Source organism: Helicobacter pylori FD535 (assembly GCF_000296015.2).
GTDB lineage: Bacteria > Campylobacterota > Campylobacteria > Campylobacterales > Helicobacteraceae > Helicobacter > Helicobacter pylori_CT.
On sequence record NZ_AKHP02000041.1, the window covers coordinates 1 to 25280 of the forward strand.

Annotated in this window: 22 protein-coding genes, 1 pseudogene and 1 riboswitch; of the genes and pseudogenes, 9 read left to right on the top strand and 14 right to left on the bottom strand. The window is 40.2% G+C overall.

Features of this window, described 5'->3' with window-relative positions; genetic code table 11:
- The coding region (rplQ, locus tag DV63_RS14550; RefSeq protein ID WP_020981619.1) for a 50S ribosomal protein L17 at window positions 1-158 on the top strand (158 nt) is incomplete at its 5' end.
- A gap of 534 nt (window positions 159-692) precedes the next feature.
- Here rplQ and DV63_RS14555 read toward each other — a convergent pair.
- The 4 genes from DV63_RS14555 to DV63_RS14570 form a co-directional block, all read right to left on the bottom strand.
- Entirely contained in the window at window positions 693-1307 is a 615-nt protein-coding gene (locus DV63_RS14555) for a thiamine diphosphokinase (protein WP_001149224.1), read from the bottom strand.
- On the bottom strand, window positions 1295-1957 hold the full coding sequence (gene pnuC / locus DV63_RS14560) for a nicotinamide riboside transporter PnuC (protein ID WP_000909296.1): 663 nt from the start codon (window positions 1955-1957) through the stop codon (window positions 1295-1297). Before pnuC ends, DV63_RS14555 begins: the two co-directional genes overlap by 13 nt.
- Window positions 1946-2057: riboswitch (TPP riboswitch) on the bottom strand. It overlaps the preceding gene by 12 nt.
- A 22-nt stretch (window positions 2058-2079) precedes the next feature.
- Window positions 2080-2736 (bottom strand): thiaminase II, encoded by a 657-nt coding sequence (tenA, locus tag DV63_RS14565; protein ID WP_001198257.1) that lies wholly within the window; start codon window positions 2734-2736, stop codon window positions 2080-2082.
- A 581-nt stretch (window positions 2737-3317) separates the two neighbouring features.
- Complete coding sequence (locus DV63_RS14570) at window positions 3318-3866, bottom strand: YceI family protein (RefSeq protein WP_000709498.1); 549 nt, start codon at window positions 3864-3866, stop codon at window positions 3318-3320.
- A 123-nt stretch (window positions 3867-3989) separates the two neighbouring features.
- Between DV63_RS14570 and DV63_RS14575 the strand changes: the two genes are divergently transcribed.
- From DV63_RS14575 to trpA, 8 genes are all read left to right on the top strand, one after another.
- Window positions 3990-4727 (top strand): 5'-nucleotidase, lipoprotein e(P4) family, encoded by a 738-nt coding sequence (locus tag DV63_RS14575; protein ID WP_017179759.1) that lies wholly within the window; start codon window positions 3990-3992, stop codon window positions 4725-4727.
- 66 nt (window positions 4728-4793) lie between these two features.
- A complete protein-coding gene (locus DV63_RS14580) occupies window positions 4794-5852 on the top strand; it encodes a glycosyltransferase family 9 protein (protein WP_000348235.1) in 1059 nt (352 codons plus the stop codon).
- Window positions 5853-6003: 151 nt separating this feature from the next.
- Entirely contained in the window at window positions 6004-7506 is a 1503-nt protein-coding gene (trpE, locus tag DV63_RS14585) for an anthranilate synthase component I (RefSeq protein WP_020982447.1), read from the top strand.
- Window positions 7503-8087, top strand: coding sequence for an aminodeoxychorismate/anthranilate synthase component II (locus DV63_RS14590; RefSeq protein WP_000688229.1), 585 nt, complete (start codon window positions 7503-7505; stop codon window positions 8085-8087). Before trpE ends, DV63_RS14590 begins: the two co-directional genes overlap by 4 nt.
- Window positions 8084-9091 (top strand): anthranilate phosphoribosyltransferase, encoded by a 1008-nt coding sequence (gene trpD, locus DV63_RS14595; RefSeq protein ID WP_000658916.1) that lies wholly within the window; start codon window positions 8084-8086, stop codon window positions 9089-9091. The genes DV63_RS14590 and trpD overlap by 4 nt, the downstream gene beginning before the upstream one ends.
- Window positions 9084-10442, top strand: a complete 1359-nt coding sequence (gene trpCF / locus DV63_RS14600; protein WP_001141423.1) for a bifunctional indole-3-glycerol-phosphate synthase TrpC/phosphoribosylanthranilate isomerase TrpF — start codon at window positions 9084-9086, stop codon at window positions 10440-10442. Before trpD ends, trpCF begins: the two co-directional genes overlap by 8 nt.
- Complete coding sequence (trpB, locus tag DV63_RS14605) at window positions 10443-11624, top strand: tryptophan synthase subunit beta (RefSeq protein WP_001034253.1); 1182 nt, start codon at window positions 10443-10445, stop codon at window positions 11622-11624.
- Entirely contained in the window at window positions 11621-12409 is a 789-nt protein-coding gene (trpA, locus tag DV63_RS14610; RefSeq protein WP_001269592.1) for a tryptophan synthase subunit alpha, read from the top strand. Before trpB ends, trpA begins: the two co-directional genes overlap by 4 nt.
- An 858-nt stretch (window positions 12410-13267) precedes the next feature.
- Here the strand turns inward: trpA and DV63_RS14620 are convergent.
- The 10 genes and pseudogenes from DV63_RS14620 to DV63_RS14665 all read right to left on the bottom strand — a co-directional run.
- Window positions 13268-14644 carry a phosphomannomutase/phosphoglucomutase gene (locus DV63_RS14620; RefSeq protein ID WP_000355112.1) on the bottom strand — a complete coding sequence of 459 codons (1377 nt, stop codon included), beginning with the start codon at window positions 14642-14644 and terminating at the stop codon, window positions 13268-13270.
- A gap of 1 nt (window position 14645) precedes the next feature.
- Window positions 14646-17051 (bottom strand): DUF7494 domain-containing protein, encoded by a 2406-nt coding sequence (locus tag DV63_RS14625; protein ID WP_000266379.1) that lies wholly within the window; start codon window positions 17049-17051, stop codon window positions 14646-14648.
- Window positions 17041-18513 carry an NADH-quinone oxidoreductase subunit NuoN gene (gene nuoN, locus DV63_RS14630; RefSeq protein ID WP_000904220.1) on the bottom strand — a complete coding sequence of 491 codons (1473 nt, stop codon included), beginning with the start codon at window positions 18511-18513 and terminating at the stop codon, window positions 17041-17043. Before nuoN ends, DV63_RS14625 begins: the two co-directional genes overlap by 11 nt.
- Window positions 18500-20038: an NADH-quinone oxidoreductase subunit M gene (locus tag DV63_RS14635; protein WP_001160001.1), complete on the bottom strand. Its 1539-nt coding sequence runs from the start codon at window positions 20036-20038 to the stop codon at window positions 18500-18502. Before DV63_RS14635 ends, nuoN begins: the two co-directional genes overlap by 14 nt.
- A gap of 3 nt (window positions 20039-20041) precedes the next feature.
- Window positions 20042-21880: an NADH-quinone oxidoreductase subunit L gene (gene nuoL, locus DV63_RS14640; RefSeq protein ID WP_001200227.1), complete on the bottom strand. Its 1839-nt coding sequence runs from the start codon at window positions 21878-21880 to the stop codon at window positions 20042-20044.
- Between the two features lie 2 nt (window positions 21881-21882).
- Window positions 21883-22185, bottom strand: a complete 303-nt coding sequence (gene nuoK / locus DV63_RS14645; RefSeq protein ID WP_000579758.1) for an NADH-quinone oxidoreductase subunit NuoK — start codon at window positions 22183-22185, stop codon at window positions 21883-21885.
- Complete coding sequence (locus tag DV63_RS14650; RefSeq protein WP_000464217.1) at window positions 22182-22730, bottom strand: NADH-quinone oxidoreductase subunit J; 549 nt, start codon at window positions 22728-22730, stop codon at window positions 22182-22184. Before DV63_RS14650 ends, nuoK begins: the two co-directional genes overlap by 4 nt.
- Window positions 22723-23397 carry an NADH-quinone oxidoreductase subunit NuoI gene (gene nuoI, locus DV63_RS14655; protein WP_001118585.1) on the bottom strand — a complete coding sequence of 225 codons (675 nt, stop codon included), beginning with the start codon at window positions 23395-23397 and terminating at the stop codon, window positions 22723-22725. Before nuoI ends, DV63_RS14650 begins: the two co-directional genes overlap by 8 nt.
- Before the next feature lie 10 nt (window positions 23398-23407).
- Window positions 23408-24397 (bottom strand): NADH-quinone oxidoreductase subunit NuoH, encoded by a 990-nt coding sequence (nuoH, locus tag DV63_RS14660; RefSeq protein ID WP_001277308.1) that lies wholly within the window; start codon window positions 24395-24397, stop codon window positions 23408-23410.
- Window positions 24394-25280: pseudogene (locus tag DV63_RS14665) on the bottom strand (NADH-quinone oxidoreductase subunit G); the annotation flags it as partial. The pseudogene DV63_RS14665 and the gene nuoH, both read right to left, overlap by 4 nt.

Consider the following 25280-nt stretch of genomic DNA (forward strand, 5'->3'; position numbering starts at 1 on the left):
ATGTTTTTGCGTATTTGCAAAACAAAGAAGCCACCCACAAGCTTGTAACCGAAATCGCACCCAAATACGCGCAAAGGAATGGCGGATACACCAGGATCCAGCGCACCACTTTTAGAAGAGGGGACGCTTCCACTCTAGCCACCATTGAATTTGTGTGAAATTTGACGGGCTGCTAGCCAAGATTTTAGTCTTGGTTGGTAGTTATTGCCTTGATTTTATCTTTTTAAAAGAAGCACTTAAAAGCTTTGGTTTTATTGATTGTAAAATTTAAAAAAGGCTAAAAAGCGTTTTCTGTGATCAAGATATAAAAGAGCTTAGTTAAGCGATAATCTCAAAACGGCAAAAATAAAGTAACTAAAACCCATTTTTTAAAAAATTAAAATAAACTCAAAACTCGCTTCTATCCCACCCTTTAATTGAGCGGTATTTCTTGCATTTTTATTGGGATTTCCAATTGTTTTGATGATCTTAAGAAATCCAACTACTGAAAGATTGATTTAGTCGCTTTGTAATGGTTTTGTTAAAAAATTATGAACTCCTACCTTGCGCTAGCCACACAAGACACGCTAAAAACTCTAACAACCGACCTTACCACGCAAAGCGAGACTGAATCAATCTCTCTACACCTGCTCTCTCAAATGTTCCTTAATTTGGTGCAATATACAAACAAAAATTTGCCTAACAAACCCCGCTTACAAAAACTTTTGATACACCAACACCACTGATTTAGGAACAGAGCTAAGGCTAAAAAAACTATCTGTGGCTTCATTGAGCGATCCAGAAAAAAGGGTTTTTAAACGCAAGTTTTTTAAGGGGTATTTGAGATTTTTGGAAGTGAATTGGGCTTTAAGATCCAAGCTAAAAAGCGAGATTTGTTCCCCTTTAAAACTGGGCAAAGTAAAAGGGGTTTCTAGCACCCTAAAAAGACCATAATCGCTTACGGCTTGGATTTTTTTGCAAAATTTAAAATACTCCAACAATAAAAAAGTGTTCGCTAGAGCGTGGTCTTCTCGCTTGCCATTCAACCCTAAAAAAATAAAATCATCACAGCCCCTATTCAAGGCATAAAAAAAGGCTTTGGACAAATCGTTGCTGTCTTGTTCGCTCACGCATATAGGGTTATACAAAGCTTTCAAATGCGAATCAATGCTGTCCAGATCGCCTATAACAACGCTGGGTTTGAATTGAAGTGCATGCAAGGACTGGACAGCCCCATCGCATGCGATTAAAAAGGGAGCGTTTTTTAAAATGTCTAAGCATTTTTGAGATTTAGGAAACTCCCCATTCGCTAAAATCACTGCTTGCATGACTTATTCCACCGGTTAAAATAATACAAGCCAATAAAAAGGTATAGGATCGTTGTGAAGAGTTGCACCAAGCTCTCTGTAGAAATTTGGAAAATACAAAACCACACGATAATAGACACGATATTCCCCAAAGTCATTAAAACATAACTCTCCATATAACGCAAAACCTGCAAAATAAAAGCAACAATGAAGATGACGAAATTAAAACTCTCTGCCCATAAAAAATTCGTTTTAATCTCTTTAAAAAACAAAGCGCTCACATAAGTTAAAACCCCTATGCCTAAAACGAGCGCAAAACGCCAATTTTTGGAAAGTTTTTGAGCTTTAATAGCGCCCTCATGCTGCTGTGTCTTTTTCCATGCGAATAACCCATAAATCGTTACCGGCATATACAAAAAAAGGCATAAAATCACATCAGCGTTTAATTTCCACTGATAAGCGACATAAGCGTAACTCAAATTATAAACAAAACCGAACACAAAGCAAATCGTTTGCCTTTCTCCGGCAAAAAACGCATACAAAACCCCACTAAGCCCTGCTAAAAGATTGATAAACGAGCCTTTGACAAGGATATTAGTAACGATCAAAAACACGCAAGAAAGAATGAGTGTGGCGTAAAATCGTTTGGGTAGTTGGGTGGTTATTAACATGCTATTTCCTTACGCAAGCATTACCTTGACAAGTTCTACGGGTTTGATCTCAGCCTTTTAAAAACTTGATCGTTTTTAAAAAGCACCCCTTTGGTTTGGATTGTAACATAAATCAACGAGAATTAGTTTTTTTGATACGCCATATCCCAAAACAGATATTCGTATTCGCTTGTAGCGATAAAAATCTCCTTTAATTTTTCAATTTCTTGTTTTGAAGAGGTGAGGGTGAGGGAATCAAGCAAATTAATATTCCACGACACGCACGCTTGAAATTCTTTGGAACTATAGCCCTTAATCCAATGCCCATAAAAGGCATGTTCTAAAGCGTTAGGGATTTGGCTTAAATTTTGCGCGATCACCAAATAGCTCCAACCACAAGCCAAAACCGCCACCGCAACTTCTTTAATAGAGCCTTTAAACCCTTCAGCGAGCATGTAGCTTGTATAGGATTTGTTCGCTAGAGTGGGGCGCGCGTTTTGCAATTCTGTTTGAGTGATTTGAAGTTCTCTGATGTAATGGTTATGGATACTCATCTCGTTATTCAAAATATCTTGTATAGCGTTAGAAAACTCTCTCATCACCGCTTCATCAGAAGCTTTAACCACGCCCAAAGCAAACACCTTAGCGTATTCTAAAAGAAACAAATAATCCTGAATGATATAAAAACGGAATTTATCTCTTTCTAAAGTCCCATGCCCTATGCCTTGAACAAATGGATGGGAAATACAATCCTCCCAAATAGATTGCGCGTTTTGATACAGATATTGTGAAACTTGCATTTTTACACTCCTAAAATCTATTCAACGCATTCTAACACGAAAGTTTGTGATTATGGTATAAAAATTTGTTTTTAAAAAGGCTCGTGAGTAGGCTCTTGTTTTCAAAAATTGAACGCTGTATTAAAATATCTGTGATTTTGAATAGCGGTTAATGATATTATAAGGCTTGTATTGGTTGTTTAAGACTGGCTATCATTTGCAATCATAAAAAGTTAATTCCATCTCGCTCTGTAGGTTTTGATTTTTAGAAGTTTTTATTATGGGAACTTGCAGTATGGCACTTACAAGATAGGAGTCAATCTTAGATGCATGGTTTCAAACCTATTACAGAGCGAGATGGAATCAACCTTGCTATTTATGATTGGTTTAACCTCTGTATGAAGTCATATCGGCCAAAACTCAAAATAGTTTAGCATAAAAATAAAAAAGCATCTAATATATTCAAAATAGGCGTTCAATTTTTAAGCGGTTGGTGTAAAAACGCTATTAAAAGCTTGATGTTTTGAGATATTTGGGCAGAATAAAGACTACTATTAGAAAAGAAAGCCACAAGAAACAAAAAATTGTTTCTTGCAAAAAATTTATTGAACGTAAGCTTCTAGTTTGAGCTCAATCTTTACCTCATCTCCAACGACAGCATCGTTAAATGTTTTACCGATACCAAAATCCTTGCGGTTGATTTTGCCTTCAGCTTGTAACACCATGAATTCTTTTTTATTCATGGGGTTTTGTAAGGGGGCTTGGATTTTGGCTTCCAATACGACAGGTTTGGTTACGCCATGAAGGGTCAAATCCCCATGGATTTTACCATCTTCGTATTTTGTCATTTTAAAGCTCCCTTTTGGGTATTTTAGCGCATCAAAAAACTCTGCTGTTTTTAGGTGGTCATCTCTTTTTTTGTTCCTAGTGTTAATGCTTTTAATATCAATTTTGCCTTCAAAAACATTGAGGGCTTTGGTATTAGGATCGGCATCAATTTTGCCATCAAAACTATCAAACACGCCTCTTGTTTCATTGAATTTGAAGTGTTTGACCTCAAACCACACGCTAGAGTTTGCCTTATCAATCGTATAAGGTTTTGCAAACACCAAACTAACACCAAAAAGGGTGGATATTAACGCTTTCTTCATTGTTTCCTCACTTCATTTTGAATTAAAAACACCAACTATACAACAAATTGGTTAATTGTAAAATACTCCTAATCATCTGTTTTAAGGTATAATACAAAAAATCCCCATTAGGTAGGTGTTGTTATGATAAAAAAGACCCTTGCATCAGTTTTATTAGGATTGAGTTTGATGAGTGTTTTAAATGCCAAAGAATGCGTTTCGCCCACAACAAGAAGCGTTAAATACCATCAGCAAAGCGCTGAGATTCGAGCCTTGCAATTGCAAAGTTACAAAATGGCGGAAATGGCGCTAGACAATAACCTCAAGCTCGTTAAAGACAAAAAGCCAGCCGTCATCTTGGATTTAGATGAAACCGTTTTAAACACTTTTGATTATGCGGGCTATTTGATCAAAAATTGCATTAAATACACCCCAGAAACTTGGGATAAATTTGAAAAAGAAGGCTCTCTCACGCTCATTCCTGGAGCGCTAGACTTTTTAGAATACGCTAATTCTAAGGGCGTTAAGATTTTTTACATTTCTAACCGCACGCAAAAAAATAAGGCATACACTTTAAAGACGCTCAAAAGTTTTAAACTCCCCCAAGTGAGTGAGGAATCCGTTTTATTGAAAGAAAAAGGCAAGCCTAAAGCCGTTAGGCGGGAGTTAGTCGCTAAGGATTATGCGATTGTTTTACAAGTGGGCGATACTTTGCATGATTTTGACTCTATTTTTGCTAAAGATGCTAAAAACAGCCAAGAACAACGGGCTAAAGTCTTGCAAAACGCTCAAAAATTCGGCACTGAGTGGATCATTTTACCCAACTCTCTTTATGGCACATGGGAAGATGAGCCCATAAAAGCATGGCAAAATAAAAAATAAAATTTATCCATCGCATAAGAACGATTTTTGCTAACATGACAAAAATTTGATCTCTTAGGCGGAGTTATGGATTTTGTAGGGTTTGAAGATTTAAAATGCAAAGATAAAGAAAACTCTCAAAAAGTTTTTGTGATCCGTAACGACAAGTTAGGCGATTTTATTTTAGCCATACCCGCCTTAATCGCTCTAAAGCAAGCTTTTTTAGAAAAAGGCAAGGAAGTGTATTTGGGCGTGGTTGTGCCTAGCTATACCACCCCAATCGCTTTAGAATTCCCTTTCATTGATGAAGTCATTATAGAAGACAACCATTTGAGCGCCACTCTCAAAAGCAAATCCATTGACGCTCTTATCTTTTTATTTTCTAATTTTAAAAACGCCAGACTCGCTTTTAGTTTGAGGAAATTTATTCCTTATATCCTAGCCCCTAAGACCAAAATCTATTCTTGGCTGTATCAAAAGAGCGTGCGCCAAAGCCGATCGCTGTGTTTAAAAACCGAATACGAATACAATTTGGACTTAATCCATGCGTTTTGTAAAGATCACAACCTCCCTAACGCTTCAATTAAAAAAATCGCATGGAAGCTTAAAGACAAATCCAAAGAGCGATCCCTCATCGCTTCAAAACTCAACGCCAATGTTGGTTTGTTATGGATTGGCGTGCATATGCATAGCGGAGGCAGTTCGCCCGTATTGCCTGCTCCACACTTTATCAAACTGATTGGTTTTTTACACCAAAATTTAAGTTGTGAGATCATTCTTATTTGCGGGCCAGGCGAGAGGAAAGCCACAGAAGAACTCCTTAAAAAAGTCCCTTTCGCTCGCCTCTATGATACGAGCCATAGTTTAGTGGATTTAGCCAAATTGTGCGCGAATTTGTCCGTTTATATTGGGAACGCTTCAGGCCCTTTGCATGTGAACGCTTTGTTTGACAACCACTCTATCGGGTTTTATCCTAACGAACTCAGCGCCTCTATTGCCAGATGGCGGCCTTTCAATGAGCGTTTTTTAGGTATCACCCCGCCTAATGACTCAAACGATATGGGTTTGATTGACATTGAAAAAGAGGGTGAAACCATCCTTGAATTTATCGCACCAAATCTTTCTTGCCACACACAAGAAAGATAACAGCAACAAGCTTTCTCGTAAATTGAGCCTTGAAAAATCCAATTTGAGTTTGAGTTAGATTAGCCCTTGCAGGCTCTATAAGGTTATTAATTTATTGCCCATTTATCTATTTCTTGTAAAATACGAGTTTATTTTTAGCGTAAAGAAATTGATGATCAGTCTAATAGAAAAAGCCCCTTACATTCCTTACCCCCTAGCTCTTTATGAAAAATTAGAGCAACCACACACCTTGCTTTTTGAAAGCGCTGAGGTTGAGAGCAAAGCGCACACCAAATCCCTTTTAATGGCTAAAGCCTGTTTGAAGCTCATTTGCAACCACAATATCGTAACCATCACTAGCCTAACGCCTAATGGCGGGGCGTTTTTGCAAAAACTGAGCGCGTTTTTTAAAACGCCTATACAAGACAATGCCCTAATTTTAACCTACACTAAAAATAAAAAAACGCAAGATGAGTTTTTAAAACTCTTTGAGCCTAGCCCTTTTGACGCTTTAAGGGGGCTTTTTAAAAGCGTTAAAACAAAACCCAAACACCCCTTTACGCTTTTAAGTGCGGGCGTTTTTTCTTTTGAAATGCTTAATTTTTTTGAAGATTTGCCCCACTTAAAAGCAAAAGACAACACAGCGCATGACTTTATTTTTTATCTCGCGCAAAATTTGATCATCATAGACCATAAAGAAAAAAGCGCTGAAATCTTGGGGGCGTGTTTTGATGAGCGCTTTAAAACAGAGATAGCCCAAGAATTACAGGATTTAAAAGAGTTGGCTAAAAACATCAAAAGCGATTTTATCCCTAAAAAATCCAAGCAAAGTAGAGAAGTTAGCACTAATTGCGACGATAGCGAGTTTGAAAAAAGAGTGCTATCCTTACAAGAAGAAATCAAAAAAGGCGAGATTTTTCAAGCGGTGTTGTCGCGCAGCTTTTATATGGAGTGCTTGGAGGGTTTGAGTGCGTATTACCATTTAAAGCTCTCTAATCCTAGCCCCTATATGTTCTATATCAAAGACAGCGATTTTATTCTTTTTGGAGCAAGCCCTGAGAGTGCCTTAAAATACAACGCTTTAACCAATACGGCTGAAATTTATCCCATTGCTGGCACTCGTTTAAGGGGTAAGGACCAACAAGGGAATATTGATGACGATTTAGATAGTAAAATGGAATTTGATTTGCAACACGACTATAAAGAAAGGGCTGAACACATCATGCTAGTGGATTTAGCCAGAAACGACATGGCCAGAGTTTCAAAAAAACGCTATTGCGATAAGCTTTTAAAAGTGGATAAGTATTCCAATGTCATGCATTTAGTCTCAAGGGTTGTTGGGGAATTGAAAAAAGGGTGCGATAGTTTGCATGCTTACAGGAGCTTTATGAACGCCGGCACGCTCAGCGGAGCGCCTAAAATCTCTGCGATCAGGCTCATTTACCAGTTAGAAAAGCAAAGGAGAGGCTCTTATGGGGGGAGTGTGGGGTATTTAAATAGCGAGGGTTCTATGGATTCTTGCATCACCATCCGTTCATGTTTTGTCAAAAACAATAGGGCCGTGATCCAAGCAGGAGCCGGTATTGTGTTAGATAGCGTGCCTAAAAACGAAGCGAATGAAACAAGAGCCAAAGCGCAAGCCCTTATTGATGCGATCAGGAAAACAAGCTTATGAAAATCTTTTTTATAGATAATTTTGATTCTTTCTCTTATAACTTGGTGTATGAATTAGAGTGTTTGGGTTATGAAGTGGCTGTTTATCAAAACGATATTGATCCGAGTTATCTTATGGGCTTGATGCATGAAGAATCAAAAACCCCTTTATTGTTCATTTCACCCGGGCCAGGTAATCCTAGCAGTTCAGGCAATCTTTTAAAAATCATTGCAATGGCTAAAAAGAAATTCCCCATTTTAGGGGTTTGTTTAGGCTTGCAAGCTTTAGCGCAAAGCTATGGGGCTAAAATCATAAGGAGTAAAGAAATCGTGCATGGCAAAGCGACGACTATCGCGCTCAAAAAGCATGCCGTTTTTAAAGGTTTAGGGGAAAGCATGGTGGTGGGGCGTTACCATTCTTTAATGGCAAGCGGGTTGCCTAAAAATTTAGAAGTGATCGCCGAGCATGACAATATCCCTATGGCTATTGTCAATGAAGAAGATAAAATTTTAGCCTATCAATTCCACCCTGAAAGCATCATGACTTTACAAGGGAGGGCGTTGTTAGAGCAAAGCGTGGGGTTTTTAAGAGGGTTATCATGAAAGAGATTTTAAACGCTCTGTATCATCAAAAAGACTTAAACGATGAAGAAGTCAAAAAGTTATTCACTCTCATTATCCACGAAAAAGTAAGCCCAGCGCAACTTGGGGCCATTTTATGCGCTTTAAAAATCAAGGGCGAGAGCTTTAAGGAGATTAGCGTCGCTGCAACCACGCTTTTAGAGCATGCCCCTAAGCCTTTTAACAGCGGCTTGGATTTAATAGATAATTGCGGCACAGGGGGCGATGGGCTAAAAACGATCAACATCAGCACGATTGCTGCACTCATTGCCAGCTCCATGGGATTACCTATGGCTAAACACGGATCAAGGAGCGTTTCTAGCCATAGCGGGAGCGCGGATTTGTTGGAAAATTTAGGCGTGAATATTGAAATGAATCCCACGCAGTTAGAAAATTGTTTCAAACAAACGCGTTTTGGGTTTTTATTCGCGCCTTTATACCATCAAAGTTTTAAAAAATCCGCCCCTTTAAGAAAAGAGCTTTTCACTAAAACGATTTTTAATTGCTTAGGGCCTTTAATCAACCCCTTAAGGCCAAAAATCCAGCTTTTAGGCGTGTATGACAAATCCTTGTGTAAGACCATGGCGCTAGCGTTAAAGACTTTGGGCGTTAAAAGGGCGATGGTGGTTAATGGAGGGGGGACGGATGAAATCGTGTTGCATGACATTACGCATGCATGTGAATTGAAAAATAATGAAATTTTAGAGTATGACTTGAGCGCTAAAGATTTTGATTTACCCCCCTATGATTTGAAAGAATTACAGATTGGAAACGCCAAAGAAAGCGCTCAAGCATGTTTAGATATTTTAGAAAATAAAGGCAAAGATTCGCATACAATGGTGGTTGTGGCGAATGTGGCGAGTTTGTTGTATTTAAGCCATAGGGCTAAAGATTTAAAAGAGGGCGTGGGCATGACTTTAGAACATTTAAAAACCAAAGCACCTTATACGCATTTGCAAAAAATCATAAGGCTAAGCCATGCCTAGCGTGTTAGAAAACATCCTTAAAGACAAGCTCTTAGAAGTTTCTGCACTCAAAAAAAATCACACCTTGCCCGCAAACATAAACCCAAGCGACAGGGATTTTAAAAAAGCATTACTGGAGAAAAAAACAAGCTTTATTTTAGAATGCAAAAAAGCATCGCCCTCTAAAGGTTTAATAAGAAAAGATTTTGATCTGTTGGAAATAACCAAAACTTATGAAAAATTCGCCTCTTGTGTTTCAGTTTTAGCCGATTCTAAATATTTTTTAGGCTCTTATGAAAACATTAAGATCGTGTCGCAGCATTCCACTAAGCCCATCTTGTGTAAAGATTTTATCATTGATGCTTTTCAAATCAAACTCGCTAGAACGATGGGAGCTAATGCGGTGCTTTTAATGTTAAGCGTATTAGATAATAAAACTTATTCAGAGCTTTTCAACCTCGCTAAATCCTTAAACATGAGCGTGCTGACTGAAGTTTCCAACCAGCAAGAAATCAAGCGCTTGCTCAAACTCCAATACGACATTATAGGCATCAACAACAGGGATTTACACACTTTAAAAACCGATATTGACCACACGCTCAAATTACGCCCCCTTTTGCCTAAAGACGCGCTCGTGGTGAGTGAGTCCGGTATTTATTCGCATGCGCAAATCAAAGCCCTAGCGTCTCATGTAAATGGCTTTTTAGTGGGCAGCTCTTTAATGAAAGAAAAGGATTTGAAAAAAGCGTGTGTTAAATTGATTTTAGGCGAGAATAAAGTGTGTGGGCTTACAAGAATTAAAGACGCTAAAGCCGTTTATAAAAACCATTTTATTTATGGAGGTTTGATTTTTGAAAAATCTTCGCCCAGATACATCAAGCCTAAAGAAGCCCTAAAGATCACAAAAGCGGTTAAAAAATTGGATTTTGTGGGCGTGTTTGTGAAAGATAAGATTAAAAAAATTCAAAAAATCGCTAAAAAGCTTGATTTAAAAGCGGTGCAGCTTTATGGCTATTCGCCAAAAGAAATCGCTCAATTAAAAAAATCGCTCCCTAAAACTTGCGCGATCTGGCAAGTAGTGAATGTGATGGACGCTAACGATTTAGCACCTAAAATTAAAGAAGCCTCTCTCATCTTATACGACACTAAGGGGGATAAAATGGGAGGAAATGGCGTGAGTTTTGATTGGGGTGTTTTAGAAAATGTCAAAACGCCTTTCATGTTAGCTGGTGGGCTTAATTTGGATAATATTCAAAAAGCCTTGAAAATTAAAGCGTTGGGGTTGGATTTCAATTCCGGTTTAGAAATAAGCCCTGGGATTAAAAATAAGGATACAATCAAGCGCTTAGCCCGAATTTTAAGAGAGTATTAAATGAATAAAAAAGCGTATTTTGGGGAGTTTGGAGGGAGTTTTGTTTCAGAATTGTTAGTGCCTGCCTTAAGAGAATTAGAACAGGCGTTTGACGCGTGTTTGAAAGATGAAAAATTCCAAAAAGAATATTTTCATCTTTTAAAGGATTTTGTGGGCCGTCCTAGCCCTTTAACCTTGTGTCAAAATATCGTTTCTAACCCTAAAGTCAAGCTTTATTTAAAACGAGAAGATTTAATCCATGGCGGGGCGCATAAGACTAATCAAGCTTTAGGGCAAGCCCTTTTAGCGAAAAAAATGGGGAAAACAAGGATTATTGCTGAAACAGGCGCCGGTCAGCATGGCGTGGCAACGGCTATCGCTTGCGCGTTGTTGGGTTTAAAATGCGTGATTTTTATGGGAGCTAAAGACATCAAGCGCCAGGAAATGAACGTTTTTAGAATGCACTTATTAGGTGCTGAAGTGAGAGAGGTTGATTCAGGGAGCGCGACGCTTAAAGACGCTGTGAATGAGGCCTTAAGAGATTGGGCGAGCAGTTACAAGGACACGCATTATTTGCTAGGCACAGCCGCCGGGCCACACCCTTACCCCACCATGGTTAAAACCTTTCAAAAAATGATAGGCGATGAGGTTAAAAGCCAGATTTTAGAAAAAGAAAACCGCTTGCCTGATTATGTTATCGCATGCGTTGGAGGGGGGTCTAACGCTATAGGGATATTCAGCGCGTTTTTAAACGATAAAGAGGTTAAACTCATAGGCGTAGAGCCAGCCGGTTTAGGGCTAGAAACCAATAAGCATGGAGCGACTTTGAATAAGGGGCGTGTGGGGATTTTGCATGGGAATAAAACCTATCTTTTACAAGATGATGAAGGCCAGATTACAGAAAGCCATAGCATTAGCGCCGGGCTTGATTATCCAGGAGTGGGGCCAGAACACAGCTATTTAAAAGAGAGCGCTCGTGCGATTTATGAAAGCGCAAGCGATACTGAAGCGCTAGAAGCCTTTAGTTTGTTGTGCCAAAAAGAAGGCATTATCCCAGCTCTAGAAAGCTCACACGCCTTAGCGTATGCCTTAAAACTCGCTCAAAAATGCGAAGAAGAAAGCATCATTGTAGTGAATTTAAGCGGTCGGGGGGATAAGGATTTAAGCACCGTTTATAACGCTTTAAAAGGAGGTTTAAAATGAGGTATAAAAACATGTTTGAAACCTTAAAAAAACAAGACAAAATGGCGTTTATCCCGTTTGTAACCTTGGGCGATCCTAATTATGAATGGAGTTTTGAAATCATTAAAACCCTAATTGCTAGCGGGGTGAGCGCTTTAGAATTGGGGTTGGCTTTCTCAGACCCTGTAGCGGATGGCGTTACCATACAAGCGAGCCATTTAAGAGCGTTAAAACACGCTAGCATGGCTAAAAATTTCCAGCTTTTAAAAAAGATTAGAGGTTACAACCATGATATTCCCATAGGGCTTTTAGCGTATGCGAATCTCATTTTTTCTTATGGCGTGGATGATTTTTACGCTCAAATCAAAGAATGCGGCGCAGATAGCGTTTTAATAGCGGACATGCCCCTAATAGAAAAAGAATTAGTCATCAAATCCGCTCAAAAACACCACATCAAACAAATCTTTATCGCCAGCCCTAATGCGAGTGATAAAGATTTAGAACAAGCCGCTATGCATTCGCAAGGCTATATCTACACTCTGGCTAGGAGTGGGGTTACAGGGGCGAGTTGTATTTTAGAAAATGACGCGAGCGCTATTATTAAAACCTTAAAAGCCTTTAGCCCCACCCCAGCCTTACTGGGCTTTGGCATTTCTAAAAAAGAACACATCACAAACGCTAAAGGCATGGGTGCTGATGGCGTGATTTGCGGCTCAGCGTTAGTCAAAATCATAGAAGAAAATTTAAACAATGAAAACGCCATGCTGGAAAAAATTGAGAGTTTTGTGAGGGAGATGGTTGGTTGAAAGGGTTTGGGTTATTTTGGTTTTTGTTTGGTTTTTGTGGGGCAAACCCATGAAAAGTTTAAGTTTGAGAGATCACAGCTTGGGGGTTATCTTAGCCACAACCAACTAGCACAATAACTGGCGAATCATGAGACTCTCAATAGGGTAGCTTGAACGGGCATCCTAACCGATCAAAAAGATCCGCTTAAGTTATTTTGACCTCTATTATTTTCCACTACGCTTTCTATTAAAATAAAAAATTTCATGTTCGCTCCTTTTAAAAAGAATTCAATAAGTCTTATTCTGCCAAGAGAGACTCAAATCAGTATCTTTTATCTCTCTGCTGTCCATCAAGTCGCTGAAGCACTTTTTGAGATAATGATAGTTATCAGCGTCGAAGCCTCCTTGGTGAAAAGAAAAATCGCCAAGATATTCAAAGCCATTTTTTCTCATTGTATCTATGAGATAAGTTTGTAGGTCTTGAGGGATAAAATCAAATCGTGAATACTTTAAGTGAAAATGTAGTGTGTGCATTCTTGTTGATAGAATGACATCGTGAAAAGAACCTTGACCCCGAATCTTATCTCAGATCTTAAGGTAGTCTCTTATCTGATCGCCTGATATCTTACCCATAAGTTCCAAAACAAACTTCTCTTCCATAAACACCCTTTTAATTTAAGTTTTATTTCAAAATAAGTTCATTATAATAGGCTTAGGCTTAGCTTAAATAGCGTTCAATTTTTGGATAACTAGGGGGCTTACTCACAAATCTTTTTAGAAAGACATGGTTGTTAGCTTTAAGTTATTTTGATCTTTTTTAAAACTTAAAGCGTTTATTAAGCCAAATAAGGCTTAATTGGTATTGACTGGTTTAGAGCCTTATTTCTCTAGCAAATTGAGTAACGCCCTTTTATATTCCAATGCCGTTGTTTCATCCTTGCCTTCAAAGCGGCTGACTAAATAGGGGGTGGTGTTGCTTGCGCGAATAAGCCCAAAACCATGTTCAAAAACCACCCTCACGCCATCAATGCTGATGATTTCTTTGATTTTAGGGAAATGGCTTGGCGGGTTTTTAAGTGCTTCTTGCAGGTTATGAATGATTTCAAATTTTTCTTCTTCGCTCACGGCGATTTTTTCTTCAGGCGTGGTGTAGGAATAGGGGAGGTTTTTAATGGTGTTTTCCAAATCGCTTGGGGTTTGTTCGAGCAATAATTCTAAAGCCCTTAAGCATGCATAAAGAGCGTCATCATAGCCAAAATAGCGTTCTTTAAAAAAGATATGCCCGCTCATTTCAGCCGCAAAATGCGCATGGGTTTCTTTGAGTTTGATTTTTAAATTGCTATGCCCGGTTTTATACATGAGCGTCTTACCAAAGGTATTGATCGTGTTATACATCACTTGAGAGCATTTGACTTCGCCGATCACAAAGGGGGTGGTGCCTTGAGCATGCAAGCGTTTAGCGAATAAAATCGCTAATTCATCGCCCGCATAGATATGATGAGAGCTTAACATCGCAATCCTGTCCGCATCGCCATCAAAAGCAAAGCCTATAGGAATAGCGTTTTCTTGCATGTGTTTTTCTAAATCTTGTAAGTTTTTCGCTTCGCTAGGGTCTGGGTGGTGGTTAGGGAAATTCCCGTTAGGATCGCTATAAAGGCTGCTAAAATCAATGTTTAAAGCCTTTAAAATAGGTTCTAATCCTAACGCTCCCACGCCATTACCAAAATCTAGGGCGATTTTGTATTTAAGGTTTTTTAAATGCTTAAAATCCTTGATCAAGTAGCGGTGATACGCTTCTAGGGCATTGGCTTTCTCTGGTGTTTCTTTTAGGGGTTTTATTTCATGCTTGGCGTTTAAAAGCGTGTCTTTTAAAGCTTGAATGTCCTTGCCGTAAAATGGGTTTTGATTGAGCGTGATTTTAAAGCCGTTGTATTCTTTGGGGTTGTGAGAGCCAGTGATCATGATAGAATTGGGGCATTGGATGCCATCTATTTCATTAAAGGCCGCAAAATACGCTACCGGTGTGGGGATTAGCCCTAAATCATACACTTTCAAGCCGCTTGATTGCAGCCCCGCGCTCAAAGCTTCAAAAAGCGATCGCCCATGCACCCTTGCGTCATGCCCTACAAACACGCTTTTATCGTATTCTCGCATGATTTTCCCTAGCTCCACGCCGATACTAAAAGCCCCCTTCTCATCTAGCGTGGTGGGGTAAATGCCTCTAATATCGTATTCTCTAAAAATGCTAATGTCCATGTTATGACTCCTTGTTTTTGAATAAATTCAAACCCTGTTCGCATAAATTTTGCCATGCGTTTGTTTGATCTTTTTGTTTTAACTGAACGCATTTTTCTAAACTGGTTCTAGATTTTGCTTTTTGATGGGTTAGATCCAGTAAGCTGGATTGCAAGTATAAGGCTTTTTGGTGATCTTCTAAAGAAAGCCTGCGGTTTAAGAGTTTGTCTAGCGTTTCTAACGCTTTTGAATAGTCTTTGGTGGTCCTGTAAGCGTCAATGAGAGCAAATTCGCTAAAAGGCGTGTAAGAATAGTCCTTATAAGTGTCTTGGAGTTTGAGCAAGCTTGTGGCATAAATTTTGACGCTTTTAGGGTCTTTTTCATTCTCTAGCAATTTAAAATAAACTAGTGCCATGCGTTTATCGTCTTTGAAATGCTCTTCTAAAAACGCATACAAATTGAGGGCCAATTCTTTTTCATTGTTTTGCATGTAATCTGAAAATAAAACAAAAGCAATATCGTAAAATTCTTTTTTATTCAAGCTTTGAGCGAGAGTTAAAGCGTCTTTAGAGGCCAGAGTGGAATTTTTAAAATCCCCTAAGCGGTAGTAATTGCGCCCCAAACGATAAAGCCATATTAATTTCTCGCTAGGGGTTTTAGCCGCTTTTAAAGCGTTTAGGGCAATGATTTGCGCTTTTTCTTTGAGCGATGCGAAATACAAGCAATCAAAGGCTTGGATTTCTTCTTTGGGGTTGAACGCAAAGGCTGTGATCTGGGATAAATATTTTAAGGCTTCTTCGCAACGATGATTTTCTAATGGGGTTTTAGCAAGGATATTGAGCGTTTTTTGGATCAAAGGAGAATCTTTAGGCAAATTTTTTTGCATGCTTAACACTTCAGCGTAACGCTTGTTTTCAAACAATAGTTGGGCTTTCAATTCTAAAGCCTTTAGGGCTTCATTGGAATTGGGGAAATTGTGAATGATTTTGTCATAGTGGGCGATTTTTTCTTGCGTGTTCCCCTCCATGGAAAAAAGGGCTTTTTCATCGCGCGCTCTAACGACAGAGGCTTTATCCAATTCCGCATGGTCTTGCAAATATTGCAGATTGTAAAGGTGGGCGTTTTTAAAGTCCTTGATCCTTGCATACAACGCCCCTAAATCATAAAGCGCTTGCTCCTTAGCTTTCAAATCATCATCTTGATTAAGGAGCAAGTGGGCGATTTCAATCGCGCTTTCATTCATCTGGTTTTTTTTCAATAACTTGAGCAAGTCTAGGGCTGATTCGCTATGCGTAGAAATATAATCAGGGTTGGATTGGACCACCTTATCAATGAGGTATTTAGCGTTATTAAAGTTTTGATAGTTTATCTCGGCTTCAGCCCAATTAAGCGCGATTTCACTCGCGCTCTCTTTGTCTTTAGCGTTAGAAAAAGCTTCTTTAAAAAGCATACTGGCGTTGCTCAAATCAGAGCCTTCAGCCGCTTCAATGGCTAAACGCATTTGGGCTAAGGGAGCGTAGCGGGAGTTTTTGTATTCTAAAAGAATGCGTTTGTAATAACGCATGGCCTGTTTGTAATTGTTGTTTTCGTCTAAAGCTTTGGCGACATAGTATAACACTTCAGGGATATTGGGATCAGTCGGGTAATTTTTAACCCACTTGGTGCCAATGTCTATGAGTAAGGATTTTTTAATGCCTAATTGGCCTAATGCGATAATTTCCAATAAATACAAATCTTTTTTAAAAATCGTTTGAGGGTAGTTTTTAAACGCGCGGCTAATCGTTCGTAGAGCGTCAAAATAGGCTTGCGAATGGATTTGTTTTTTAGCTTCTAAATAAGCGTTTAAATCATAGCCCTTTGTGGTGAGTAGGGGTTTGTTATCCACATCTAGCTCTTGAATGATAGGGGTTTGAGCGTCTTTAATGACAATGGGGAAATTCAAGCCTTGTTGAGCGTGGTCTTTTTCGCTCAAAAAAGGGATATTTTGATCATAGCCTATGATTTGCCACATTGTGGCTTTAGGATCGTTTTCCACAAAAAGGGGGATCGCTTTTTTATAATCCCTGTCAAAAGAAAAAAGGGTGAGTCTTCGCATCACTTTGGGTTTGATGTGTAAAATGAATTGTTGTTGGCGCATAGAATAGGTGATATTAAAAAAAGCGTTTTCTAAAGGGGTAAAGCCCTCCTTAGGGATAGAGTCTATCACGCATTCTATGGGGCGTTTAGCGCGTATAATGGATAAAGACGCTTCAATCCCGCTTGGTGGTTTTTCATTAGTATAAAAACAAGAAAACGCCTTGTTGTGTCGTAAGGTTAAAACAGAAAAATCTTCCCCCCCTTCCTTGCCTTGCGTGAGCGTGAGGCTTAAGGCGTTGAGCGAATGGGAGAGCAAACCCATTAAAAGAAAGATTTTTGACTTAAGCCACAAACTCTAAAAGCCCTCGCATCATAAAAACAGAGAACAAGCACGCTAACGCCATGGCAATAATGACCGCATAAATGGGCATGGTAGCGTTTTGGGTGTAGATATCGTTTTGAGCGTAGCTTTGTAAGGGCTTATTGAAAAACATCGCCACGAGCCAACGGAAATAATAAAACGCAGCTACCGTGCTATTAATTAACATCACCACCGCTAAAAGAATGTGGTTGCTCTCTAAAGCGCTTTCAACGGCTAAAAATTTCCCCCAAAACACGCTAAAAGGCGGGATCCCTGCAAGCCCAAAAACAAAAATAGCGCCCAAGATCGCCACTAAGGGGTGGGTTTTGATAAGGCCGTTGAATTTAGAATAGGGGTGATCGTAGCGTTCATCCCATGTTTTTTCCCGGCTTTTTAAGAGCCATAAAAGGCCAAAAGCCCCAATGTAAGTGAAGGCGAACATGAACCAATAAACAAACATCGCTTGTTGGCTGTCTTGAGTGTGGATAAACACGCACGCTAAAGCGAACCCAGAATGCGAAATGGAGCTATAAGCGAGCATTCTTTTGACATCTTCTTGCCATAAAGCAATGAAATTAGGGATGGTGATAGTCATAAGAATGAGGGCGTAAAAAATGTCTTCTACCCAAGCGGTGCGGGTGTCTATAAACGCCCCAAAAAGGCGAGTCGCTACCACAAAGCCAGCGATTTTAGGCACAATGGAAATATAGCTCGCAAAGACCGGGTTATTGCCCTCATACACATCAGGCATCCAGGTATGGAAAGGCACTAAAGAAACTTTAAAGCCAATCGCTCCAATCAAAAAGATAGCGCCCATCGCAAAGAGCATGGGGTTTGTGATACCTTCAGTGTGTAAGTATAGGGCAATGACTTCAAGATTCAAGCTCCCTGTGAGCAAGTAAAAAGCCATAGCCCCCATAGCAAAAAACGCGCTCGCCATCGCCCCCATAGTGAAATATTTGATCCCTGCTTCTAAGCCGTAGCGTTTATCGCTTAATGCCATTAACACACAAAGGGGTAAGGACGCTGTTTCTAACCCGATAAGGATTAACAATAAATGGTTGCTTGAAACCATGAATTGAAAGCCAGCGGCAATAAACAAGTATAGGGAATAAAATTCAGCGGTCTGAAATTCGTTGAAGCGCTCTTTGGAAAGGGCTAAGAAAATGAGCAAAAAGGCTGAAATCAAGACAATGCTTTGAGAGATGAGCGAGAGGGTATCCAAGCTCAAAAACCCAAAAAAGGCGTTTTCTTGCTCTTCTAATCCTAAAACCACCAAAAAATCCAAAACCAAAAAGAGCATGCATAAAAACACATTCAAATTGCGTGAAAACCTGGAAGTGAAAGCGTTGATTAAGAGCGTGAAAATCCCCCCACACACCAACACCAGCATGGGTAAAATGCTCTCAAAATTAAAGCTGTCAAAAGAGATGTGGAGACTATCTATTAACATAAGAGACCTCTTTTATCTTAGTATCCAATGAACCTAAAAAAGGGAGCGAGCGGATTTCTATCACCTCTAAAAGCTGTTTAGAGCCTTGCTCAATCGGTTTTAAAAGCATTTTAGGATAAATCCCTAAAATTAAAATCAAAGCTAAAATCACGCTTAAAACCCCTGCCTCACGAGCGTTCAAATCTTCAAACACGCTTATTTGATTGTTCCCGGCTTTCAAATTGCCAAAGAAGACATCTTTGTATGAAGTGAGCATGTAAACCGCTGATAAAATGATGCTTGTTCCGGCAATGATAGCCAAAAGAGGGTAAGTGGCAAAAAACCCTAACAAGCTTAAAAACTCTCCCACAAAGCCAATGCTTAAAGGCATGCCCACATTCGCCATTAAAACGATCATAAAAAAGGCTGCAAAAATGGGAGCGCTTTTAGCGATGGATCCAAAGCGAGCGATTTCTAAACTGCTAGCACGCTCTTCTAAGATTCCAGCGAGCAAAAATAATCCCATGACGATAATTCCATGCGCAAACATCATAAACACCGCCCCAGAAATCCCCTCAACATTGAAAGAAAAAACCCCAAGCACCACAACTCCCATGTGCGAGAAGGAGCTGTAAGCGATGAGGGTTTTTAAATCTTTCTGAGCGTAGGCTAGAAAACCTCCATAAATGATCATGCATAGCGCCACAATGGCTATGGGGGTTAAATAGATTTCTGAAAGCTCAGGAAAAAGCGGGAGCAAGAAGCGCAATAAGGCGTAAGTCCCCATTTTAGAAAGCAAGGCTGAAAGCATGACAGAGCCTAAAGTAGGGGCGTTAGAATACGCATAAGGCAGCCATGTGTGTAAGGGAAAGAGCGGGATTTTAACCGCAATCCCTATTAAGAAAGCCACAAAGAGCCAGGTTTTAACTCCGCTAGAAAAGTTCAATTGATACCAGTCTAAAATATCAAAACTCATCATGCCGTAATTACTAGCGTAGTAATACCCAATGTATAAAATGCCTAAAAGCATGCATAATGACGCTAAAAAGGTGTAGAGGAAAAACTTCATGCCAGAATAGATTTTGTTATTGCGCCCAAAGCGACCGATGAGGTATAAAACCGGCAAGAGCGAGATTTCCCAAAAAGCGTAGAAAAAGATCACATTAAGAGAAGAAAACACGCCCATTAAAATCCCCTCTAACAACAACAGACAAATCGCAAAGTCTTTACGACGCTCTTTGACATAAATCACGGACAATAACACCACGATAGCGTTTAAGAGCAACAAAAAGAGCGCGATGCCATCAACGCCCACATGGTAATTCACGCCAATTTGATAGATTAATTCCTTTGTTTCTTCAAACTGCATGCCTGCTGTTTGAATATCAAACCCATGCCACAACAACAAGACTAATAACAATTCAATCAAAGCGATGACAATCGCATACGCCCTACTCGCTTGATCGCTCATAAAGAACGCTAATAGCGCGCTCAGCATGGGGAAAAAGATCACCACGCTTAAAAGATGCGCATGTAAAAACTGCATTTCTTATCTCCCAAAAAAAGCTACAAACGCTAATAAGATTAAAACCCCAGCCACCATGAAGCGCAGCATGGAAGTTAAATTCCCGTCTTGACTGATCCTAAACACACGCCCTATAACAAAAACGCTTCTTCCTATAGTATCCACTACCGCATCAATAATCCTTAATTCCACGACTTGGTGCAAGAATGAAGCGATGGCGCTAAAAACTTTTGCAATCCCTTGATAGAGCTGCGGGATATAGTATTGGTTGAGCAAGAGCTTGTATAAAAAGCCCCCCTCTTTTTTGGAAGTGATACCATTTTTATATTTAAATATGGCGTAGGCGATGCTCAATAACACCACTATGGTGGTGATACTGATTAAAAGAGCGAGCGGGACAGGATACTCTTCAACGCTAGGGATTACTTGAGAGATGAAATGGAAAAACGGCTCTTCAAAAAACCCGGCAATGACCGCTAAAATCGCTAACGGTAGCATGCTTAAAAGCATGAAATTTTTGGCCTCATGGGGGTGGTTGATTTCGTGTTGTTGGGGAGCAAAAAACACAAGCATGATGAGCCTAAAACTATAAAAAGCGGTAAAGATCGCTCCGATTAGAAGTATAAACCATAAAATATGGTGGTGCATCCCAAAAGCCGCTTCTAAAATTTTGTCTTTAGAAAAGTATCCTGCGAAAGGGTAGATCCCGCACAAAGCCACTGAACCTATAATCATAAAGACAGCTGTGATCCTCATAGGCTTGTATAAAGCGCCCATTTTAGTAATATCCAGATTGTCTTCCATCGCATGCATGACATTCCCTGAGCCTAAGAAAAGGAGGGATTTGAAAAACGCATGCGTAAAGAGGTGGAAAAGCGCGATCGCATAAGCCCCAAGACCGGCCGCTACAAACATATAGCCTAATTGAGAAAGCGTGGAATAAGCCACAATGCGTTTTAAATCCTTATTGACTAAAGCCATGCTCGCTCCAAAAAGAGCCACAAACGCCCCTAAACATGCGATAAAATAACCCACTTCAAACACCGCGCTATACAAAGGATTGGCTCTGATGATTAGATACACCCCAGCGGTTACCATTGTCGCTGCATGGATGAGAGCGGACACCGGCGTAGGCCCCTCCATAGCGTTGGCTAACCATGTGTGCATAGGGAATTGAGCGCTCTTCCCCATAGCGCCAATGAAAAGAAACACGCTGATGTAAAAGAGCATGGAATAATCGGTGTGATTGAGCATGCTAAAGACTTCTTTATACTGGAGGGTGCCAAAATTCCAAAAGATCAAAATAATCCCCATGAGCATGCCTAAATCCGTGATTCGATTCATCACAAAGGCTTCAATAGAAGCGTTGTTCGCGCTTGTCTTATGATACCAAAAGCCAATGAGCAAGTAAGAGCATAGCCCCACCCCTTCCCAGCCAATGAAAAGCCCTAAAAAATTATCGCTCAACACCAACACCAGCATGGAAAACACAAAGCCGCTGAGGTAGGAAAAATAGCGGTTAAACCCTGCGTCATGTTCCATGTAACCTATAGAATACACATGCACTAAGAAAGAAACTAAAGTTACCACGACAATCATGACCGCATTGATATTATCCAGCATGAGAGAAAAGCCGACTTTAAAATTCCCCACCACGATCCAGTCAAATAGGTATTTTTCATAGCTTTGATGGTGCCAGGCTTGAATAAAAAGAACCACCGCACCAATGAAAGAAACCAGCACGCACAAAGAATTGAAAACGCCCACATGCAACGCTTTAGCTTTAGCCCCAAACAGCCCCGCATAAAGCGCACCGATTAAGGGCAAAAACAACACCACTGACAGCAAAGAAGAATACTGCATGCTCAACCTTTCATAGCGTTTAAAGAATCAATATCTAGGCTTTTGAATTTCTTAAACCACAAAATCACCAAGCCCAAACCAATAGCCACCTCACTAGCGGCAATAGCGATAATAAAGAGCGCAAACATCTGCCCGTCTAAATTGTGCGTGTATTTAGAGATCGCTACAAAACCGATATTGATCGCATTGAGCATGATTTCTGTAGAAAAAAAGAGCAACAGAATGTTTTTGCGTTTCAGCATGCCCGCTAAACCAATGCAAAAGAGCAACCCTGAAACAATCAAATAGTGGTTCAACCCTATCATAGAGATTCCTTTATAAATTGCGTGTGATTTTTCCCATGGATTTTTTGAATCCCTGTAGCGATGCCTCCAACCATAGCGACTAGAAGCATTAAGGCCGCCGCTTCAAAAGGGATGAGGTAATTGGTAAAAAGCACATAACCAATGGCTTTAATGTTAGGGATTTGCGCATCAATAGCGTTGGAATTGACTTGATTAGAAAGGTTTTCGCCAATGCTAGGAGCGCTTAAAATCAAGGTGAGTAATAGCGCCACGCCAAATGAAAGCGTGCACAAGATTTTAGGGCTTTGCTTACGTTCAACCACTTCCGCAGCGGAGTTGAAAAACATCATGCCAAACGCATACATCACAATGACCGCACCCACATACACCGTGATTTGCACCACGCCCAAAAACTCAGCGTCTAGTAAAAAGAAAAAAGCGGAAATAAAAACCATGCTGCTAGCAAGAGCGGTAATGGCATAGAGGATATTCGTGGTGGTGATCACCACTAACGCCATGCTTAAAGTAAGGATCGCAAAGAAGTAAAAGGCAATGGTTTCAAACATTTTCATCTCCCTTATTGCTTTCTGGGTTTGTTGGAGTTTCTTCTTTTGATTCTTCCTTTGTTTCTTCTTTTGAAGGCTCTTGGACATAATCTAAAGGGGTGGCTTGCATGCGTTCATTGTAATTAGGGCTTACCGCACCAAAGCCTAAAAACTCGGCATGAGAGCAGTTTTTAGCGTCTTGTTCGCTCGTTAGAAACTCGCTTTTAGAGCCGTATTGGGAGCGTTGGGTGCTGGCGTTTTCAAACCGATTCCCCATAACAATCGCTAATTCTGGGCAAACTTCCGCGCACAATCCGCAATAAATGCAACGCCCCAAATTGATCGTGTAAGAATCGATCTTTTTGCGGTTGTCTTCGCCCTTATGCGTGATGATCCTTATGCAATTACTCGTGCAAATCTTTTCGCACAGCCCACAGCCAATACACCTTTCAGAGCCTGAGTCTAAAAGCCGTTGCAAATGATGCACCGCGCGATAGCGAGGGCTTAAAGGGAGTTGCTCCATAGGGTAATGGATGGTTACGCTCGGGCTAAAAAATTCCTTGATCGTAAGCCCTAGCCCTTTGAATAGATCCAAACCCAAGCTCGTTTTAATGGTGTCTTTAAATTGCTCGGTCGCGCTATGGACTTCGGTTCGTTTAGGAAGTTGCTTATATTCTTGTTTGGCCATAAAACCTCCTTTAAATTAAAATGATAATGCCCGTTAGCACAATATTCAATAACGCTAAAGGCAGCATGATTTTCCAGCACATATCCATCAGTTGGTCTGGGCGCACATGCGGATAAGTCGCTCTAACCCACATGGATAAAAAGACAAAAAAGCCCGCTTTAATCAAAATCGCTATGCCTCCAGGGATAAAGCCCCATGCGTTAAACCCGCCAAAAAACACAATAGAAATCACAAAAGAAAAAGCGAATAAATGCGCGTATTCCGCTAAAAAGAACATGCCCCATTTCAAGCCGCTGTATTCGGTGCAATACCCGGCTACAATCTCGGCTTCATGCTCTAACAAGTCAAAGGGGGTCCGATTCAATTCAGCATAGCTTGCGATCAAAAACAAAACAAACGCTAGAGGTTGCTTAAACACAAGCCAGTCTAAAAACCCACCGCTTTGGTAATGATTGATTTCCACTAAAGAGAGCGATCCCACCACCATTAAGGGGGCTAGAATGGTTAAAGTGCTGACCACTTCAAAGCTGAGCAGTTGGATCGTCGCTCTTGCTGAACCGATTAAAGAGTATTTGTTATTAGAGGCAAGCCCGGCTAAAATAGGCGCATAAATCCCTGCTGAACCCACGGCTAAGAAAAACAAAAAGCCAATGTTGATGTCAGAAATAAGGGGCTTGATCTCATAGCCAAACAGAGTGAAATTAGGGAAAAAGGGGATAGGCGCCATGGACACAAACGCACTCACCATCGCAATAATGGGGGCTAGCGTGAAAATGAACTTGTTTGCGCCTTGGGGGATAATGTCTTCTTTAGTGAAAAGCTTAATGCCGTCTGCTGCGACTTGCAAAAGCCCAAAAGGCCCCACATAACAAGGCCCTAAACGGCGCTGGAAATAGGCTAACACTTTCCTTTCAATGTAAGTGGCAAAGCCTCCTAAAGCCGAAAAAACAGCGACTAAAATCAAAATTTTAATCAGGGTTTCAATGATATAAGCGCTCATGCTTGCTCCTTTAAATCCACGCTATCAAACACGCTCTCTCTAAAAAAGCCAGAATGGTTTTTCAAGAGAGAAGGCGAGATGACAAAGACCTCTTGATCCAAGCTTTCATCAAGATACAAAACGCCTGTTAATTCCTCTTCTTCTTTAGATAAAGTGATGTTTTGCCCCACTTCTTTATTCAATTTTTTTAAGAAAGCTTTAGACACATAGACACCGGCCTTTAATTGCAAATTCTCGCTTTTATTGGTAGCGTTATTGAATTGCGTTTCTGGGTATTTTAAATACGCGTTGAAAGCGATTTTTTCTTTTAAAGGCTTGATAGGCTCGCATTCTATGGTTTCGCATTCTTTAGCGCTCTCTTCAAAATGGCTTGTTCCTAGCAGATAGCCTCTGTGATTGATCCTGTCGTTAGTGAAATAGTTGGTTAGACGATCAAATTCTATGGCTTTAAAGCCCGCTTCTGTAGGGAGTTTATGGGTGCATTCTGTGAGGTTTTCTTCCACAAAGCCAAAGCCTTGCATAATATCGCTCAAATCATAGCCCTCAAACCTCAAAGCCGGTTTTAAAGGCAACACACGCCCTTCAATATTAGTGATCGTACCTTCTAGCTGGTTGAGACTGGGTAAAATAAAATCCACTTTGCTGACGGCGTCTTTTCCAAAAACCCTATCATCACTATTGATAGTGAAATCCCCTTGAGCGCGAATGCCTACAACTTTTTCATGTTCAAAAACTTCTTCGCTCAATTCACAAATAGAAGCGATGCCTAAAGCGTTTGCGCTTGGGGGGATAAGAATGAGTTTAATAGCACTTTTTTGGGCTAACAAACGCAACATTTTAGCGATATTGTGGGCTTGTTTGTGGCTATAGGTTTCTTCGCCAA